Here is a 17,490-nt window from a genome sequence, read left to right as displayed (position 1 = left end):
CTGTTCCTCCGTTTGTATGTTTGATTGTTTGTATCGTAGCACAATATACGGAAGGTGATTGGAAAAAGTTTCAAAAAAATAATCCCTCATGTTGAATGAGGGATTGAAGAGTATCATTTCACTTTGTCGCGCTTCGCGATCTTGTCGCTCACTTGCTGACCGCTGAGCGTCACCATCGGCATGCCACCGCCCGGGTTGACGGTCCCGCCGACAAAATAGAGGTTGTGATAAAGTTCGCTCTGTTTCTTATGCTTGAAGCCACCGTTTCGTTTTTTATCCGAGACTGTCCCGTAGATGGCACCTCGGTCCGAACCATACGTCCGTTCGATATCGTGAGGCGTCCATACGTCACGCGTCACCGTATGTTCACGCAACCCATCGAGCCCCATCCGTTCTAACTTATCGAGCACACGTTCCTCAAAAGCGGCATATTCTTCTTCCGTAAACGGATTGTCTTGGATATACGGGATGTGAGGCAAGATTTTTATGTTCTCATGTCCCGTTGGCGCTTGAGTCGGATCGGTCTTGTTGACGTTGACGAGGTAAATCGTCGGGTCGTCCGGAAGTTCGTGTTTCTCAAAGATTTTGTCCATCTGCTCATGTAAGTTCTCAGAGAAGAAGAAGTTATGATGTGCCAGTTGTGGATAGGCTTTTTTCACCCCGAGATGGAGGACGAATCCGGAGCTCGCCGGTTCATATTGATCGACGAGTTTGTCGACGTACTGCTCGTCCGCATCGACCATCTTCTGATAGAACGGGATGACTTCCATATTCGAGACGAAATAATCGGCGGAGCGAAGACGTCCATCTTCAAGCTCGATGGCGGTCACCTTCTCATTCACCGTATGGACACGAACCACACCTTCTCCGGTATGTAGCTTCACACCAATCTCTTCGGCGAGCTTCGTCAACCCTTCCGCAAGTTTGTGAGTACCGCCTTCGACGTACCAACAGCCTTGGGCGTACTGCATGTAAATCATCATATTGAGGACGGCCGGTGCGTTATATGGAGAGGACCCAACATATTTGACGTAATACGACAGCATGTCTCGAAGATGCGGATTACTGATGCGCTTCTTGATAGCGCTATACATCGTCGACGTCAAATCGAACCCAAAGAGCGTTGGGAAGATTCCCGTCTTCATGACGGCTTCTAATGGGGATTCAAATCCTTCAGCCAAGTAGCCCTTCTCGGTCGTCTTATAAATGCGGGCTGCGTAATTCAACAGTTCACGATATTCTTGCATGTCTTTTCGAGAGAGGGAAGGATTCGCGCGTTGCATCTGTTCGAGGTCATGGTAGAGGTCGAGGACGGTATCGTCTGGGAAGAACGAGCGCCATTCGAGCTCTAATCGTTTGATGGAAACGTAGTCCTCCATCCGCTTTCCACTTCCACGGAATAGTTTGTCGAAGATGTGGGGCATCGTTAAAATCGAGGGTCCGAGGTCGAAACCGAATCCGTCTTGTTCGAGCCGATTCACTTTCCCTCCGATATGATCGTTCTTTTCATAGAGTGAGACGTCGTAACCTTTTTGAGCGAGCGAGATGGCCGCTGACAATCCACCGAGCCCTCCGCCGATGACGATGACCGACTTATCCACTGATGGCATATATTCGCCGCCTTTCCGAAGTGTTATTTTCAAAAAACAGAATGAGTGCTACCTCTTCTATTCCCGTTTCCAAATGAATCGAACATGCTTTTACGGATTTGCCACATCCACAAAGATGTCATCCCTGAACCGGGAAAAGTTTTGTATAGTAAGGGAACAGAGACTGAACGAAAGTAGGAATCTAAGATGATCGTAAAAACAATCACGCTTCACTTTGCGAACGGCGACGAGATCAGCATCCCGTTTGATGATATTGAATCGTGTCGGATGCATGATATTCAAGACGGGATGCGTCTTGCGGCGGATGGTCAGTTGATCAAAGAAAAAGTGATGCACGGGCTCGACCTCGTGCTAAAAAACTCAGCAAACCAACTGGAATGGGATGGTCCAGGTAGACCGTTTGACCGTATCCTAGGTATGTCGGATTTACAACATCTCGTCTTCGAATTTGAAGGGATGCGAGGAAAGTCATACCGCATCGCATGGCATGATCTAGAAGCGGTGCAAAATGCTTACCAGACGACAACTGAAGCAAATGGGAACTTACACGTGCACGTTCGGGTTTCGTAAAAATAGCCTCTCGCAATATGTGCGGGAGGCTTTATTCGTTTGACTTCACACCGCCTGCGACGAGTGGTCCTTCATAGGTGATCGTATAAATAATTCGGGCGATGTCTTCCGCTGTCTCTTCCGAAGACGGATTGTTCAACCACTCGTAGATGACGCCCATGTGAGCCGAAGACAGATAGGCGACGAGATATGGAGGCGGGACCATCATCTTGTTCGGGTCAAACAAGGTTACCGGGGAGCGCTGAAACAAGGCGGCCTGCATAAATTTTCGAAGCTTTGCCTGAAACGTCGGATCTCCGTTTGGTCCGAGGAGTGGCTTCATGATGATTTGGTTGTCTTCGATGAAACGGATGAACGGAACGAGATAATGATACGACTTGTCAGTTCGCTCGTCTCCAAAGATGTGCGGGAGATGGTGAATCAACTTTTGTTCAGCCTCTTCAAAGATTTCGTCGACGCATTTCTCCATCAATTCGAACTTATCCACATAGTGACTATAAAAGGTGCCCCGATTGATGCCGGCCCGCTCGGTCAATTGCTTGACGGTGACGGCTTCAAATCCCTGTTCTTCAATGAGACCGAAGAAGGCGTCTTTGATCAGTTTTTTCGTTCGGATGACGCGTAAGTCAGTTTGTTCCATGCTTTTTCTCCTTTTCCTCAACACATTCATTGCATCTGTCGGAAAACCGACACGATGACCGATATTGACGATTGTTGCCACCGTGAACGAGGACTATACTGAACTTATAAACCAACACGGTGTCGATTATCTTGAGTATACACGATGAGGCGCCGAAAAGGAGTGACAGAAATGAACATTCAACTGCAACACGTCGAGAAGTCATTCGGTGACCAACTCGCCATCGACAACATCGACTTCACCATCCCATCCGGAGAGATTTGCTGCTTACTCGGACCATCTGGATCGGGGAAGACGACCCTCATCCGACTCATGATTGGCGCCCTCGCACCGGACAAAGGAAGTGTCCATATCGGCGAAACGAAGATGCCAAACATGGACATGCTCCAACAAATCGGATTTATGCCGCAGAACGATGGCTTGTACGAAGACTTGTCGGCCGAGGCGAACCTCGCCTTCTTCGGGTCGATTTATAAGTTAGGGAAAAAGGCGCTCCAGGACCGCATCACTGAAGTACTCAATCTGGTCGATTTGGCGAACGACCGGCATAAGCTCGTCCGCAACTTTTCAGGCGGGATGAAGAAACGTCTGTCACTAGCCATCGCCATCTTGCATAAGCCGGATGTGTTGTTTCTTGATGAACCGACAGTCGGAATTGACCCGATTTTACGTCGTCAAATTTGGGATCAGTTTCAGGTGATTCGGAGGGAAGGGACGACCATCATCGTCTCGACGCACGTCATGGATGAAGTGCTCGAATGTGATCGGGCCGCGCTCGTCTACAATGGACGGTTGATTGCCTATGATCATGTGCAGGACTTGCTCGACCAGACCGAGAACGGTCGCGTCGAAGAACTGTTCTTGATTGCTGGGAAAGAGGAGGTGGGTGACCATGCGTAACTTAGCGAAGCGTGTCATCTTTCAGACGTTAAATGATAAGCGAAGCGTCGCCTTGATTTTGATTGCGCCACTTCTTATTTTGACCCTCGTCTACTTCCTACTCGGGGACTCGGATTACGTGCCGACTGTCGTCCTGGACGATAACGCCCCAGAACAGCTCGTCGATGCGTTTAAAGACGAGACGCTCGAGGTGGAACAGGCCACGTTCGATGATCCGAAAGCATATATCGAAGACAACGAACATGTCGATGCCGTGTTTGAAATGAATCAAGAAGGAACGACCATCACGTTACGTGAACCGTCGACGAAGTCATCGAAGGCGGTTGGCGAGATTCAAGATGCGTTGACGACACTCAATCCTGCAGCCGAAATTGATACGTCATTCGTCTATGGGGAAGAAGGACAGTCGACGTTCGATTCGTTCGGGTTTGTCTTCCTATCCCTCTTCTCGTTCTTCTTCGTGTTCATTCTCTCGGCGATGGCACTCGTCAAAGAACGTAGTGGCGGTACACTTGAACGACTTTTGATGACTCCGATCAAGCGAGGGCAAGTCATTTTAGGATATACGCTCGGGTACGGAACGTTTGCGGTCGTCCAATCGATTTTCATCGTGCTCTATTCGATTTATGTGCTCGGGCTATCTTCTCTTGGGAATATGGCGTGGGTCATGTTGACGATGCTACTCATGGCAGGTACGGCGGTACTCTTCGGGGCGACGATTTCAGTGTTTGCCCGATCGGAATTACAGGTTGTTCAGATGATTCCGTTCACCATCATCCCGCAAGTGTTCTTCTCGGGACTCATCCCACTCGACTTGATCCCATACGGTCTCGGGAACTTGAGTTACGTCATGCCAATCTACTACGGAGCGACAGCAATCAAGGAAGTCATGATTTACGGAAGTGGCTTCTCAGGAATTTGGATGTATTTACTCGGTTTGATTCTCTATGCAGGGGTCTTGTATCTCTTGAACATGCGGGCGCTCGAGAAATACAGAGGACACTGAGTTAAAACGACAACACCCAATCTTGAAACTGTTGAAACGCCGGGATTTGATTGGCCAGTCCGATGACGAGAAACCAAGCACCCGTATAGAAAAATGCAGAGATAGTCGTATAGAACGCATACGTGCGAAGCTTCAGTGAGGTGAACCCGGCGATATAGTGGAGCGGGTGCCGAAGGCCAGGGATAAAATAAGAAATCATAATGGTGCGTGCTCCATACTTTTGATAAAAGGTCTCGGCTCTCTTGAGATAACGAGATTCGCGTTGTCGCACGGGTAAGATGTGATGTAGTCCTTTCCCGACTAAGTAAAACCAGCTGAACGTGAGCGTGAAGAGAATCCAAGTGGAGACGAATAAAAGCCAACCTGGAATAAAGGCATCCGCGACCGTCAGATGGGTGATCATCAAGACGTCGTCAGATAATGGGGTAAACATGATGCCGATGGCGAGCATGCCATAATGTATGATCATTTCCATAATAATTCACTCCTTACCTTGTCTAGTATTCACTCGCAAGCGTAAGGAGTTTTTAGTATTCTCTTAAGAAATCTTAAGAAGTTCGTCAGAATGTGTTGCGATTCACTCGATACACTCAAGCTATCAACAACGAAAGAAGTGGAATCGAGATGATCCAATCATGGCTCAACAAATATAAGAACTACCTTGAAGAAATGAAGATGATTTCTCCAGAATCAACCTATGTGGCAGAGCGAATGACACGGAAAACAGTATTGAGCGAAGCGCATGTAATTGTTGAAATCAGACCTGGGATAATCGGTTGTACCGAAGAAATCCTTCGGAAAATGCGAAAAGATGCTACGCTCATATTGATTGAATCTGACATCGATCTGGTTCACTATTTAAAGACGCGATATGGAAGAGATCATCGAATCATTATTGTCGAAGCGGATGCTGTCGACTTGAAGAACATATTACGAGCATTGAACATCGAGGAAGTGGATGTCATCTTTTCTGGACTGCCGTTTTCAAGATTCGATGCTCAGCAAACAGAAACCGTCTTACGAAAAGCAAAGGCGGTTCTCTCCAAAACAGGCTGGTTTGTCACGTTTCAATATACAAAAGGTCGATACGAGCATTTTCAACGAGTGTTTAGTCGTGTGAAGGTGGAGCGAGAATTTCGTAATGTACCATCGGCATACTTATTTCATTGTGCTATGTGAGGAGGAAAGACATGCGTTCACAACCTGTTATCTGTATCGCGGACGATGACGAAGCGATACGAGAATTGCTTGCCATCTATTTAAAAAATGAAGGATATGCACTTCGGTTTGCGAAAAATGGGCAAGAAGTGCTCGACCTCGCGTCGACCGAAACGATTGATTTGCTCATTCTCGATTTGATGATGCCGATTATGGGCGGGATTGAGGCCTGTATCGAAATTCGAAAGACGCAGTTTATGCCAATTTTGATGCTGACAGCCAAAACGAGCGACTTGGATTTGATGCAAGGCATTTCCGTTGGAGCGGACGACTACATCAAAAAACCGTTCAACCCACTGGAAGTGACGCTTCGAGTCAAATCGTTACTCAGAAGGTATCGTGACTATGGGGCAGATCGAGCAGACCTCACGAGTACACTCGTCTTTGAAAATGTGACACTTGATTTACAGACGCGACAATGTCGAAAGGGTGAGATGTTGATTCGGCTTACACCGAAAGAGTTTGATATTCTCGCTTATTTTATGAGGCATCCAAATCAAGTCCTCACCGTCGAACAGATTTACGAGGCGGTGTGGGGAGAGGCAGCATTTGAGGTCGACAACACAGTGATGGTCCATATCACGAAAATTCGTGAAAAGTTAGAAGATATACCACGAAAACCAACCATTATCAAGACGGTGTGGGGCGTGGGGTATCGATTATGAGACGGAGACAATGGGATCGCTTGCTAGTGAAGTTGATTGGTATTATTTTAGTCAATGCATTGATTGCGACGATTGCTTTTCTAATCATGGGCTATTCGATTAGTCTATATTACATCGAAAACGAAATAACACCGGATCCGCTAACAGCCAACTTAGTATTTTTAGGGGTGACGTTCATTGTCATTCTGATCTTTATTATTGGGTTTTCACTAACGATGCGGAAAACACTTCGAAAAATCACGTATTTGTCGAGTGAGATTGAACAGATCGCAAATGGTGACCTCGGTCGTACGGTTGAGGTGGAAGGGCGAGATGAAATCGCCTCGCTTGGAGAGAGTGTAAATCGAATGTCACAGCAGTTAGGCGAATTGTTTGAGAAAGAGCGAGCGCACGAAGAAGAGCGGAACCAACTGTTCTCCAACCTGTCACACGATTTACGAACACCGCTCACGAGTATCAAAGGTTACACCCAACTACTGCAAATGAACCGCGAGCTGACAGCTGAAGAGAACAATCATTTTCGTATTTTAAATGAAAAAACGGCGCAGCTTGAACATCTTCTCGATCAGTTGATGGACGTGAACCGCCTCTATGCCCCACACATGCAACTAAAAAAACAGAAACTCAATCTGAGCTTATTGACGACCCAGCTGATCCACGAGATGGAGCCGTTGTTCAATGAGCGAGGCCATCGATTACACCTATCGATTCAACCTGACCGATGGATAGTAGCTGATCAAGAACAGCTTATTCGTGCTTTTGAGAATCTTTTCTCGAACGCATGGAAATATGCAGAGCAGAAGAGTCCGATCGAGATTAGACTTCAAACGAAAAATCAACAGATTGAATGGTCTATTTCAAATGCGACAACGGCTGAAACGATTGAAGCCATTCCTCATCTGTTTGATCGCACATATCGTGTCGATTCCTCAAGAGGGGTCACTCCAGGTGATGGATTGGGTCTATCGATTGCCCGCCAAATCATTCTGTTGCATGGAGGACAGTTGACAGCGGAACCGCTAGAGGGTCAGGTCATTTGTTTTCGGGTATCGTTTCCGACTCATCAACATATAGAACGTGAGTAAATAGCTGTCCTTCGTTTTGAAAGTCGTAGCTCATAAAAGGCTGCGACTTTTTGTGTCGAGCAAATAACCTCAAAAAAAAGCACTCGGACGATTGTCCGAAATGCTCATTAGCGTTTGAGTAACAACATCACGCCGGTCACGAATAATGCGATTCCGCTCGCGAGTCTAACTTGTTTGCACGTCACGTTCTTTCACCCCTACATTTCCTCATCTTTTTGCTTTAGCGACACGTTTTGGTGTTTTCGACATTTCTTGATAAATCGAAAGAATCTCGGTCCCGTAATTTCCTTTCGGCTGCATGGCCCATTTCTGGTGAAGAGATGGCCACGTTTTCGCAGAGCCTCGCTTGACGAGATGGAAGCGTGGATCGACTTGTTTCGTATTCAATGCATCGTTAGAGGCGTATGCCTTTAGATGCTGAATTTGAGCAGTCACTCCTTGGTGTGGGGAACGGAAAAAGTGTCCTTTCACGCCGTTCCCAGTCGTCCCGATTCCGGAGTAGTTATGCTGCTTCGGAAGGACATCGCCACCGTAACGAAAATAACCGGTCTCTTTCAATGCTTGTGCGAATGCAACATCCCCACGAACGCCTTCCTTCGCGCCGATGATGACGAAGAGTTTCGCCAAATTTTCGACAGAGGTGTTCGCGAGCCGTACATCACGAGGATTCTTTTGTTTTACGTAATCCGCCATTTGTTGCGGAGTCAAAGCCGATACTCCCATAATAGCATGATTCTGCTTCTTCGGGGCCGCCTCAACGATTGATCCAGTCGAGAGAAGAGAAGATGTGATCAGAAGAAATGCAATTATCAAATTAAACACTTTTTTCATCATATGTACCCTCCTAAACGAATCCTATCTATTGAGAAATAATACCATATTAGGATTAAATTTTAATTTCAGATTTATTTATGAAGGGAATGAGAAATTAAAAAAGCCGCTCTGAATTCAACATTCAAAGCGGCTTCTCAACATTTAATTAGCCTGTTTCAATTCTTCAACAGTCTCCACTTGGTCATCAAACTTACGAACGTCCACGCGTTGTACAAAGAACGCAAGGACGAGCGCTAAAAGGTTCATCCCGAGTGCAACGTAAAATGAATATTGAATCCCAGATAAGAGGGCTTGCTGAGTGATGGCACCCATCGAGCTCTCAGTGAGTGTCGCAGGATCGACTCCTGTCATCAATGATTCAGCTTCTGTACGTGTCACCGAGTTCATGATGGTCACGAGTACTGCCGTACCAATCGCACCAGATACTTGTTGTGCTGTGTTGTTGATTGCCGTTCCGTGCGGGTTGAGGCGAGTCGGCAATTGGTTCAGTCCATTCGTCATGATTGGCATCATGACCATCGACATCCCAAACATACGTAACGTGTACGTCAAGACGATGTACGTATACGTTGAATCAAGTTGAACGTTTGCAAGCATGTACGTCGATACGGCGGTGATCGTCAATCCGGTAAGTGCCAATAATTTTGGCCCGAATCGGTCAAACAGTTTACCTGTGATTGGCGACATGATTCCCATGATGATCGCACCAGGGAGAAGCATGAGCCCTGAATCGAGTGGGGAGATGCCACGTACGCTTTGGACGTAAGCCGGTGTCAAAATCATACCGGAGAACATCGCGACCGCATTGACCATCGCAATGACTGACGCGAGTGCGAACATCGGATGTTTGTAAGCACGCAAGTCGAGCAATGGTTTCTCCATATGGAGCTGGCGGTAGATGAAGGCAATCAATGAGATGGCACCGATAATCATCGTCGCTAAGACAATTGGGTTATCCCAGCCATCCGAGCTTGCTGAACTGACACCGTATAAAATCCCACCAAATCCGAGTGTCGATAAGACGAGTGACAAGTAATCGAGTGACTGATCTTTATTTTGGACCATGACGTTCTCTGCTTTCCAAACGGCGAGCGCGAGACCGATGATGGCAAGTGGTAAAATCATTTCGAATAAGACGCGCCAATCATAGTACTCGACGATGTAACCGGAAAGTGTCGGTCCAATCGCAGGTGCCGAGATCATGACGAGCCCGAAGATCCCCATCGCCATCCCCCGTTTTTCACGAGGGAAGCTGACGAGCATGACGTTCATCAGGAGTGGCCCCATTGTCGAGGCACCGACGGCTTGAATCATCCGACCGCTCAACAACCAGCCAAAGTTCGGCGAGAAGGCCGCGATAGCCGTACCGATGGCGAAGATGCTCATCGACGTAATGAACAAGCTTCGGTTTGAAAAACGAGTGATCAAATAGGCGGATGCCGGGACGAGTACACCTGTCACGAGCATAAAGCCGGTCGCGAGCCATTGTACGGTCGAGTAGTCTGCAATCTCGAGATCGACCATGATCGATGGGAGCGCGACGTTGAGTAATGAGTTGTTCAGGAATGCGATGAACGCACCCGCAAAGAGGACCGCCAACATGACGTAAGGCGGTTTCTTTTGGAATTCTGGTTTCATATGGATGGCTCCTTTATTTTCTAAATAGTTATGTGTTGGTAAGTGTCGATGAAATGATTTTATACCCGTTGTATAAATAAAGCAACCATTTTGTACTGTTAGTCTAAAATGGTTTTCGGTGCTATAGTAAAGGTACAAACTAGACAGAACGGAGCCATGTAAGAATGAAAGAGAAAAAAAGAAAAGTCGCCGATATTGCTATGTCTCTCTTCATCGAAAATGGGGTACAGCATACATCGGTGCAAGAGATTATCGATCGTGCCAACATCTCCAAAGGGACGTTTTATAACTACTTCTCATCTAAGACGGATTGTGTCGCCAGTATCCTCGAGAACTTACGATATGATGCAGGGCAACGCCGGATTGAGATGCAGATGGGGCGCGATAAACGAGATCGTGACGTCTTCATCGAGCAAATCTCGATATTGATTCAATTGAACGAAGAACGGAATTTGCATGCGTTATTTGAATCGATCATGTCGTCAAACGAGAATGAATTGAAGAAACTCGTACTTCAACACCGCATTTATGAGATTGAATGGATTGCGATGCGTTTGACGGAAATTATCGGGGAGGAAGTAAGACCGTATTCGATGGAATTGACGGTGCTCTTCAACGGAATGTTGCAACATATCTTGTTCACGAATCGAATCACAAATGCCGCTTACTCTCCTCAAAAAGTGGTGCGGAGTTTATACACATATGTCGAATTGATTGCCGCTCGGATGATGGAGACAGGAGAGCACGTTTTGAACCCGGTCACGGTCGATCAAATGCGTGGAACGACAGATAAACATCTCATTACGATCGAAGAATTGATTGAGATGGCTGCTCGTATCGAAGAGCATGTCGAGATGACAGAAGAACAGCGTGATTTGTTCGATGCGATTTCATTCGAGCTCAAACAAGAGCGTCTTCGAAAAATCGTGTTAGAGCAATTGTTGAAGCCGTTCCAGCGTCTATTTAAAGGCGTGACGGGCGAAACAGAAGTACAAAAATTTACGAATCTCGTGTGGTTGTACACGCGGACACACTAAGGACAAAAATTTCTCGATACAGTAATATAGAAGAAACAAGGAATGGAAAAAAGAATCAAAAAGTTTCCTCGAAAAAGAATTGATTCCTACAAATCCATACGCTACAATCAAATTACCGAAAGCGCTTTCGGGAAGAGGAGAATGACATGGGTACGATTTATGATTTAGCCAAAAAAACAGGATTCTCAATCACGACAGTGTCCAAAGCGTTGAACAATTATAAAGACGTGAGTGACAAGACGAGAGCGAAGATTCTTCAAGCCGCTGCTGAGATGGACTACTTGCCGAACGCACATGCCCAGTCGTTATCGACGAAAAAATCATGGGCGATCGGGGTCATGTTCTCAGAAGCGAATGAAGTCGGGATGAAACACCCGTTCTTCAACGGGATCATCGAAAGTTTTCGTCACGCGACAGAGGAGCAGGGCTACGATTTGATTTTCGCCTCGCGGAATCTGCGCAATCGTGACATGAGTTACCTCGAACATTTTAAACACCGTGCGGTCGACGGCATCGTCGTCATCTGCTCGGACCGAATGGATGAGCAAGTTCAAGAGCTCATGCGAAGCGACATCCCAATCGTCGTCGTCGATATGGACAGCGCTAACTGTAGCGTCGTCTATTCCGATAACATCGAAGGGGCGCGTCTCGCCGTGAATTATCTCTATGAACTCGGTCACCGGAAAATTGCCCACATCGCTGGGGATGAAACGATTGACGCCGGAGCGGCGCGAATCAAAGGATATGAACTTGCGATGCAAGAACTGGACCTTCCGATTCGACCAGGCTACCTCGTCAACGCCGGTTTCTTCTCGGTTGGGGAAGGCAAGCAAGCGATGGAACGATTGCTTGAACTAGACGATCAACCGACTGCAGTCTTTGTAGCAGGGGATCAAATGGCAATCGGTGTCATCGAAGCGATTCACGAACATGGTCTTCATGTCCCGAATGACATCTCAGTCATCGGATATGATGACATTGAAATGATTCAATATATCACGCCGAAACTGACCACGATTCGCCAAGATACGGACGAAATCGGGGAAGCGGCAGCAGAACTTTTACTTGAACAAATGACCGCGAAAGAGCGACTCACTGAACGTCGCGTCATTCCGGTACGCTTAGTCGAACGGGCATCTTGTGCACCGGTCAAACAGTGATTTATAGCCAATGATATTTCGAAGTCGCTCTCTTTTCTTCAGCAGATGGAGAAGGGAGCGCGATTTCGAAAGTCATTTTTAGAGAAAATCGAAACCGCTTTCGATATTTTATTTTTGGATAAACCGAAAGCGCTTTCGATAATTATTTACCTCTTCTTGCAAGCGCTTTCTAATACTACTTATAAAAGGATGGGAACAACACATGCGTAAACTTGTTAGCTTACTTACCATTGGAGCACTTTCAGTCGGTGTCTTGAGCGCTTGCTCTGACGGCAGCGAAGGATCATCTTCAGAAGGTTCAAAAGATGATGTCTTAAAAATTTGGTCATTCACGGATGAATTGAAAGAACCAATCAAAACATTCGAAGAGCGTAACGGCGTGAAAGTCGAATTGACAATCGTACCGACAGCTGACTACGCAACGAAGTTGAAGCCAGCTCTTGAAAGTGGCGTCGGCGCACCGGACGTCTTCACGGGTGAAATCGCGTTCCTTAAACAATGGATCGACGCTGGATACTGGGAAAACCTTTCGGAAGAACCATACAACGCAGAAGAAGTGTCGAAAGACATCGTTCCTTACGTATTCGACCTCGGGAAAGACAAAGACGGAAACGTTCGTGCCCTTTCATGGCAAACTACTCCGGGTGGGATTTACTACAAACGTAGCATCGCTAAAGAAGCACTCGGTACAGATGACCCGGCTGAAGTTGGCGAAATGATGAGCTCGATGGACGGACTCTTCGAAGTCGGTGAAAAACTTAAAGATAAAGGTTACAAACTTTTCCCGGACGAAGGTTCAATCCGTTGGTTCGCACAAGGCAATGACCCACAAGCTTGGGTAAACGAAGACAATGAACTTGTCTTGACTGAAGGAAAAGAAAACTACTTCGACTACGCGAAAGAACTTCGCGAAAATAACTTAACTGCTCTCGCACCAGAATGGTCACCATCTTGGTTCGAAGGAATGGACAAACCGATCAAAGTAAAAGAAGGCGGCAAAGAAACGGAAACAGAAGTCTTCTCTTACGTCCTCCCAACTTGGGGTCTTCACGCTGTCTTGAAAGAAAACGCGAAAGACACTGCTGGTGACTGGGCTGTAACAAGCGGACCGAGCCCATACTTCTGGGGCGGTACATGGGTCGGAATCTACAAAGACTCTAAACATAAAGAAGAAGCTTATGACTTCATCAAACTCATGACACAAGATGAAGAGTTCTTGACTGAATGGGCGAAAGAAACAGGTGACGTCCTTGCGTTCAACCCAGTTACAGACAAAATCAAAGATGACTTCAGCGATGAGTTCCTCGGTGGACAGAACAACTACGAGTTCTTCCTCGGCGAAGCAGAATCGATCAAACCAGGGATCGTTACGAAATACGACCAACAGCTCGACACGCTTTACGGAGCGGCAGTTAACTCTTACGTAGAAGGTAAGAAGACGAAAGACGAAGCATTGAAAGAATTCAAGAAACAAGTTAAAAACGCTTACCCAGACATCGTTGTTGACTGACGATGACCAACACGAGGGAGGAAACTCCTCCCTCGGTTCTTATGGAAGGAGAAATACACGTGAAAAAATTAGATCGTTACGGCTATCTGTTCATCGCCCCGTTCTGGGTCGTCTTCTTGACGTTTAGCATTTATCCGGTTTTTTTGACGCTTTACTATAGCTTCACGAACTACACCGGTAGCCCAGGAGAAGAGATTGTCGGATTTGCGAACTATACACGGTTGTTGACGGACACATACTTCATCGAAGCGTTTTTCAACACCATCAAGATTTGGGGAGTCAACTTCGCCTTGCAGATGGGAATGGCCCTTTTATTGGCGCTCTTATTCTCAGATCTCCGTTTGAAGCTAAAAGGATTAAACTTCTTCCGTTCATTCTTCTATCTTCCAAACTTGATCACAATCAGCTCGGTCGCGCTTTTGTTCGGTATTTTGCTCGACTGGCAGCATGGTTCACTCAACATGGTGTTGATGAAAATCGGTTTGATCTCCAATCCGATCGACTGGTTAGCAGAACCAGTGACGGCACAGTTATCCGTTTCGCTCATCTTGACATGGATGTGGTTCGGTCACTCCTTCATCATCGTCATGGCGGGTGTTTCAGGAATCTCAACAGATTACTTTGAAGCCGCTCACATTGACGGTGCGAACCGTTGGCAAATGTTTACGAAAGTGACGTTGCCGCTCTTGAAACCAATTCTTCTCTACATCATGATCACATCGCTCATCGGTGGACTTCAATTGTTCGACCTTCCGATGTTGATCACCGATGGAATCGGTTCGCCAGACGGTTCATTGAACACGATGGTGCTTTACTTGTATAACCAAGCCTTCAAGTACAACAACTACGGCTACGCATCTGCGGTCGCTTACGGCTTATTCTTGATCACGCTCATCTTCTCGGCGATCGTCTTCAAAGGTATGTTCCGCAACGAACGCGCAACACAGAAGAAGGGGGCGTAAGCGATGGAACAAAATGCAGAAACACGGCGAATGCTTCCTGATAGCGAAGCGCAGCCAAAGCGTAAAGAAGACCGTCCACTCAAAGTGGCGCCACCTAAAAAACAAAAGTCGAAGCATCGTGTTGTTCGAGGCTTGATCTATGCAAGCTTGGTTATTCTTGCGATTATCTGCTTCATCCCGTTCTTGATGATGATCATCAACGCGACTCGGACGAACGGAGAAGTCATTTCGGGCTTCACTTTAATCCCTGGTACAGCATTGCTCGATAACTACGCTACCTTGAGCGAGTACATCAACATCTGGACCGGCTTTAAAAACAGCTTGATCATCTCGGTATCGGTCACGGTGCTTTCGGGCTACTTCTCAGCCCTTACAGCGTATGGATTCACGTTCTACAACTTCAAAGGGAAGAATGCGATGTTCATCTTCATGCTCGTCATGATGATGGTGCCGGCTCAACTCGGACTCATCGGATTCTACGAAATCTCAAAGACGCTTAGAATTCTCGATACGTTCATTCCGTTGATCGTCCCTGCGATTGCGACACCGTTCACGGTCTTCTTCATCCGTCAGTATACGCAAGCGACCCTTCATATCAGTTTGATTGAAGCGGCACGGATTGACGGTGCGAGCGAGTTGCGCATTTTCCACACGATCGCCCTCCCGATGATGATGCCGGCGATTGCGACGATGTCGATCTTTACGTTCATCGGCTCGTGGAACAACTACTTGATGCCACTTGTCCTCTTATTCTCTCCTGAGAAATACACGTTGCCTGTCTTGATGGGCTTCTTGAAAGGATCACAAGTCGCAGAAAACCTTGGCGCGCTTTACCTAGGCATCGCGATCTCGGTCGTACCGATCATGATTGCCTTCTTGTTCCTCTCGAAGTACATCGTCAGCAGTATTTCGGCAGGTGCTGTCAAAGAATAAATATAGAGAAAAGAGGAAAACACTATGCATTTTAAGAAAGACTTCGTATTCGGGACAGCCACGTCCTCGTACCAAATTGAAGGCGCACATAATGAAGGGGGCCGTACCCCTTCCATCTGGGACATGTTCTGTGACATCGACGGGCGCGTGTTTGAAAAGCATAACGGCGATGTCGCATGTGACCACTACCATCGTTACGAAGAAGACATTCAGCACATCAAAAAGTTAGGTGTCGATACGTATCGATTCTCCATCGCGTGGCCACGCATCTTCCCTGCCAAGGGAGAGTACAACCCAGAAGGTATGGCGTTCTACAAAAACTTGGCGATGCGTCTCCGTGAAGAAGGAATCAAACCAGCCGTCACCATTTATCACTGGGACCTTCCGATGTGGGCTCACGAAGAAGGTGGCTGGGTCAACCGTGAATCGGTCGACTGGTTCCTCGATTATGCGAAAGTCTGTTTTGAAGAGCTCGATGACATCGTCGACTCTTGGATCACTCACAATGAGCCTTGGTGTGCCGGCTTCCTCGGCTACCATGTCGGTGTTCACGCACCGGGTCACCGTGACATGAACGAAGCGGTACGCGCCGTGCACCACATCTTGTTGTCGCACGGAAAAGCGGTCGAATTGTTGAAGCGAGAGATGACGTCCACGACCCCGATCGGCATCACGCTCAACTTGTCACCGATGTATGCGAAGACGGATTCGGCGAATGACCGCCTTGCGATGAACAATGCCGACGGGTATTCGAATCGCTGGTTCCTCGATCCGGTTTTCAAAGGTGAGTATCCGGTCGACATGATGAACTTGTTCTCCAAATATGTGCATAACTTCGATTTCATCCAACCGGGTGATATGGAGACGATCTCGACAGCTTGCGATTTCTTCGGTATCAATTTCTACAGCCGAGGCATTGTCGAGTTCAACGCAGCAAATGATTTCTTGAAGGCAGACGCTTACTCGGACTACGAAAAGACGGGCATGGGCTGGGATATCGCCCCGAACGAATTCAAAGACCTGATCCGTCGTTTACGCGCCGAGTATACTGACCTTCCAATCTACATCACAGAAAACGGCGCCGCATTTGACGACGTGCTGGAAAATGGCGAAGTCCATGACGATAACCGGATCGACTACGTCCGCCAGCACCTCGAAGCCGTCTCTGACTTGAACGATGAAGGCATGAACATTCAAGGCTACTACCTCTGGTCACTCATGGATAACTTCGAATGGAGCTTCGGATACGAGAAGCGCTTCGGAATCCTCTATATCGACTTTGAGACACAAGAGCGTATCTGGAAAGACAGCGCGAAGTGGTATGCCGATGTCATCGCTGACCATAAAGCCAAACACGCGGATAGCGTCGAGGCGTAACATGTATCCATCCCTGCCGCTACGGGGATGGATTTTTTGTGTGGAATCTTTCTGATTTGGGAACGGGGATAGGGGAGGGATATTCTATGAAACGAGAATTTTCAACATACGAAGTGACGGGCTATGACGACCAAGGAAAAATCAAGTTCGTTCATTTAAGAGAAGGGGAGTTCGTGTTGCCGGTTGAGATCAAGGGAGACGACTTACGAAAAATCAAGAAGATGATAGAGCTCAACCCGGGTGTGACCGTGATTGTCCATGCGGCGATTGACCAGAGACGGATGCGACTGCTTGAAGTGGACGGATACTCACTCCGGAAAGAAGATATGTAAAAACGCCAGCACC

At 47.2% G+C, this 17,490-nt stretch carries 18 protein-coding genes; 13 read left to right on the top strand and 5 right to left on the bottom strand.

Annotation, left to right across the window (positions count from 1 at the left end):
• Positions 1-113: 113 nt before the first annotated feature.
• Positions 114-1,610, bottom strand: a complete 1,497-nt coding sequence (locus KNO66_RS13395) for a phytoene desaturase family protein (protein WP_214742947.1) — start codon at positions 1,608-1,610, stop codon at positions 114-116.
• A 186-nt stretch (positions 1,611-1,796) separates the two neighbouring features.
• Here KNO66_RS13395 and KNO66_RS13390 point away from each other — a divergent pair, with 186 nt between their 5' ends.
• Positions 1,797-2,180: a hypothetical protein gene (locus KNO66_RS13390; RefSeq protein WP_214742946.1), complete on the top strand. Its 384-nt coding sequence runs from the start codon at positions 1,797-1,799 to the stop codon at positions 2,178-2,180.
• Positions 2,181-2,211: 31 nt separating this feature from the next.
• On the opposite strand, the gene KNO66_RS13385 is transcribed toward KNO66_RS13390, so the two are convergent.
• Entirely contained in the window at positions 2,212-2,820 is a 609-nt protein-coding gene (locus KNO66_RS13385) for a TetR/AcrR family transcriptional regulator (RefSeq protein WP_214742945.1), read from the bottom strand.
• Between the two features lie 171 nt (positions 2,821-2,991).
• Here KNO66_RS13385 and KNO66_RS13380 point away from each other — a divergent pair, with 171 nt between their 5' ends.
• Together KNO66_RS13380 and KNO66_RS13375 are read left to right on the top strand one after the other, a co-directional pair.
• Positions 2,992-3,720, top strand: a complete 729-nt coding sequence (locus tag KNO66_RS13380) for an ABC transporter ATP-binding protein (protein ID WP_214742944.1) — start codon at positions 2,992-2,994, stop codon at positions 3,718-3,720.
• Positions 3,713-4,726, top strand: a complete 1,014-nt coding sequence (locus KNO66_RS13375) for an ABC transporter permease (RefSeq protein ID WP_214742943.1) — start codon at positions 3,713-3,715, stop codon at positions 4,724-4,726. Before KNO66_RS13380 ends, KNO66_RS13375 begins: the two co-directional genes overlap by 8 nt.
• 1 nt (position 4,727) lies before the next feature.
• On the opposite strand, the gene KNO66_RS13370 is transcribed toward KNO66_RS13375, so the two are convergent.
• Positions 4,728-5,201, bottom strand: a complete 474-nt coding sequence (locus tag KNO66_RS13370) for a DedA family protein (protein ID WP_214742942.1) — start codon at positions 5,199-5,201, stop codon at positions 4,728-4,730.
• 149 nt (positions 5,202-5,350) lie between these two features.
• On the opposite strand from KNO66_RS13370, the gene KNO66_RS13365 reads away from it, so the two are divergent.
• From KNO66_RS13365 to KNO66_RS13355, 3 genes are read left to right on the top strand one after another with little or no spacing between them, the layout of a single operon-like run.
• A complete protein-coding gene (locus tag KNO66_RS13365) occupies positions 5,351-5,905 on the top strand; it encodes a class I SAM-dependent methyltransferase (protein ID WP_214742941.1) in 555 nt (184 codons plus the stop codon).
• Between the two features lie 11 nt (positions 5,906-5,916).
• Entirely contained in the window at positions 5,917-6,609 is a 693-nt protein-coding gene (locus tag KNO66_RS13360) for a response regulator transcription factor (RefSeq protein ID WP_214742940.1), read from the top strand.
• Positions 6,606-7,694: a HAMP domain-containing sensor histidine kinase gene (locus KNO66_RS13355; RefSeq protein WP_214742939.1), complete on the top strand. Its 1,089-nt coding sequence runs from the start codon at positions 6,606-6,608 to the stop codon at positions 7,692-7,694. The genes KNO66_RS13360 and KNO66_RS13355 overlap by 4 nt, the downstream gene beginning before the upstream one ends.
• Positions 7,695-7,901: 207 nt before the next feature.
• Here the strand turns inward: KNO66_RS13355 and KNO66_RS13350 are convergent, their stop codons facing one another.
• Together KNO66_RS13350 and KNO66_RS13345 are read right to left on the bottom strand one after the other, a co-directional pair.
• On the bottom strand, positions 7,902-8,525 hold the full coding sequence (locus KNO66_RS13350) for a glucosaminidase domain-containing protein (RefSeq protein WP_251128156.1): 624 nt from the start codon (positions 8,523-8,525) through the stop codon (positions 7,902-7,904).
• A 144-nt stretch (positions 8,526-8,669) separates the two neighbouring features.
• Positions 8,670-10,166, bottom strand: a complete 1,497-nt coding sequence (locus KNO66_RS13345; RefSeq protein ID WP_214742937.1) for a DHA2 family efflux MFS transporter permease subunit — start codon at positions 10,164-10,166, stop codon at positions 8,670-8,672.
• A gap of 164 nt (positions 10,167-10,330) precedes the next feature.
• Here KNO66_RS13345 and KNO66_RS13340 point away from each other — a divergent pair, with 164 nt between their 5' ends.
• The 7 genes from KNO66_RS13340 (at position 10,331) to KNO66_RS13310 (ending at position 17,477) form a co-directional block, all read left to right on the top strand.
• Positions 10,331-11,203, top strand: coding sequence for a TetR/AcrR family transcriptional regulator (locus tag KNO66_RS13340; RefSeq protein WP_214742936.1), 873 nt, complete (start codon positions 10,331-10,333; stop codon positions 11,201-11,203).
• Positions 11,204-11,349: 146 nt separating this feature from the next.
• Positions 11,350-12,363: a LacI family DNA-binding transcriptional regulator gene (locus KNO66_RS13335; RefSeq protein WP_214742935.1), complete on the top strand. Its 1,014-nt coding sequence runs from the start codon at positions 11,350-11,352 to the stop codon at positions 12,361-12,363.
• Between the two features lie 202 nt (positions 12,364-12,565).
• Positions 12,566-13,873, top strand: a complete 1,308-nt coding sequence (locus tag KNO66_RS13330; RefSeq protein ID WP_214742934.1) for an ABC transporter substrate-binding protein — start codon at positions 12,566-12,568, stop codon at positions 13,871-13,873.
• A 59-nt stretch (positions 13,874-13,932) separates the two neighbouring features.
• The gene (locus tag KNO66_RS13325; RefSeq protein WP_214696921.1) at positions 13,933-14,835 is read left to right on the top strand and encodes a carbohydrate ABC transporter permease; all 903 of its coding nucleotides are present in this window, start codon (positions 13,933-13,935) and stop codon (positions 14,833-14,835) included.
• Between the two features lie 3 nt (positions 14,836-14,838).
• Complete coding sequence (locus KNO66_RS13320; RefSeq protein WP_214742933.1) at positions 14,839-15,768, top strand: carbohydrate ABC transporter permease; 930 nt, start codon at positions 14,839-14,841, stop codon at positions 15,766-15,768.
• Positions 15,769-15,792: 24 nt separating this feature from the next.
• Positions 15,793-17,145, top strand: coding sequence for a GH1 family beta-glucosidase (locus tag KNO66_RS13315; protein WP_214742932.1), 1,353 nt, complete (start codon positions 15,793-15,795; stop codon positions 17,143-17,145).
• Positions 17,146-17,231: 86 nt separating this feature from the next.
• On the top strand, positions 17,232-17,477 hold the full coding sequence (locus KNO66_RS13310) for a hypothetical protein (protein ID WP_214742931.1): 246 nt from the start codon (positions 17,232-17,234) through the stop codon (positions 17,475-17,477).
• Positions 17,478-17,490: the final 13 nt, after the last annotated feature.

This window comes from Exiguobacterium sp. s48 (assembly GCF_018617395.1).
Taxonomy (GTDB): Bacteria; Bacillota; Bacilli; order Exiguobacteriales; family Exiguobacteriaceae; genus Exiguobacterium.
The sequence above is the reverse complement of the archived record's forward strand: the minus strand, read 5'-3'. Positions and strand labels throughout refer to the sequence as shown.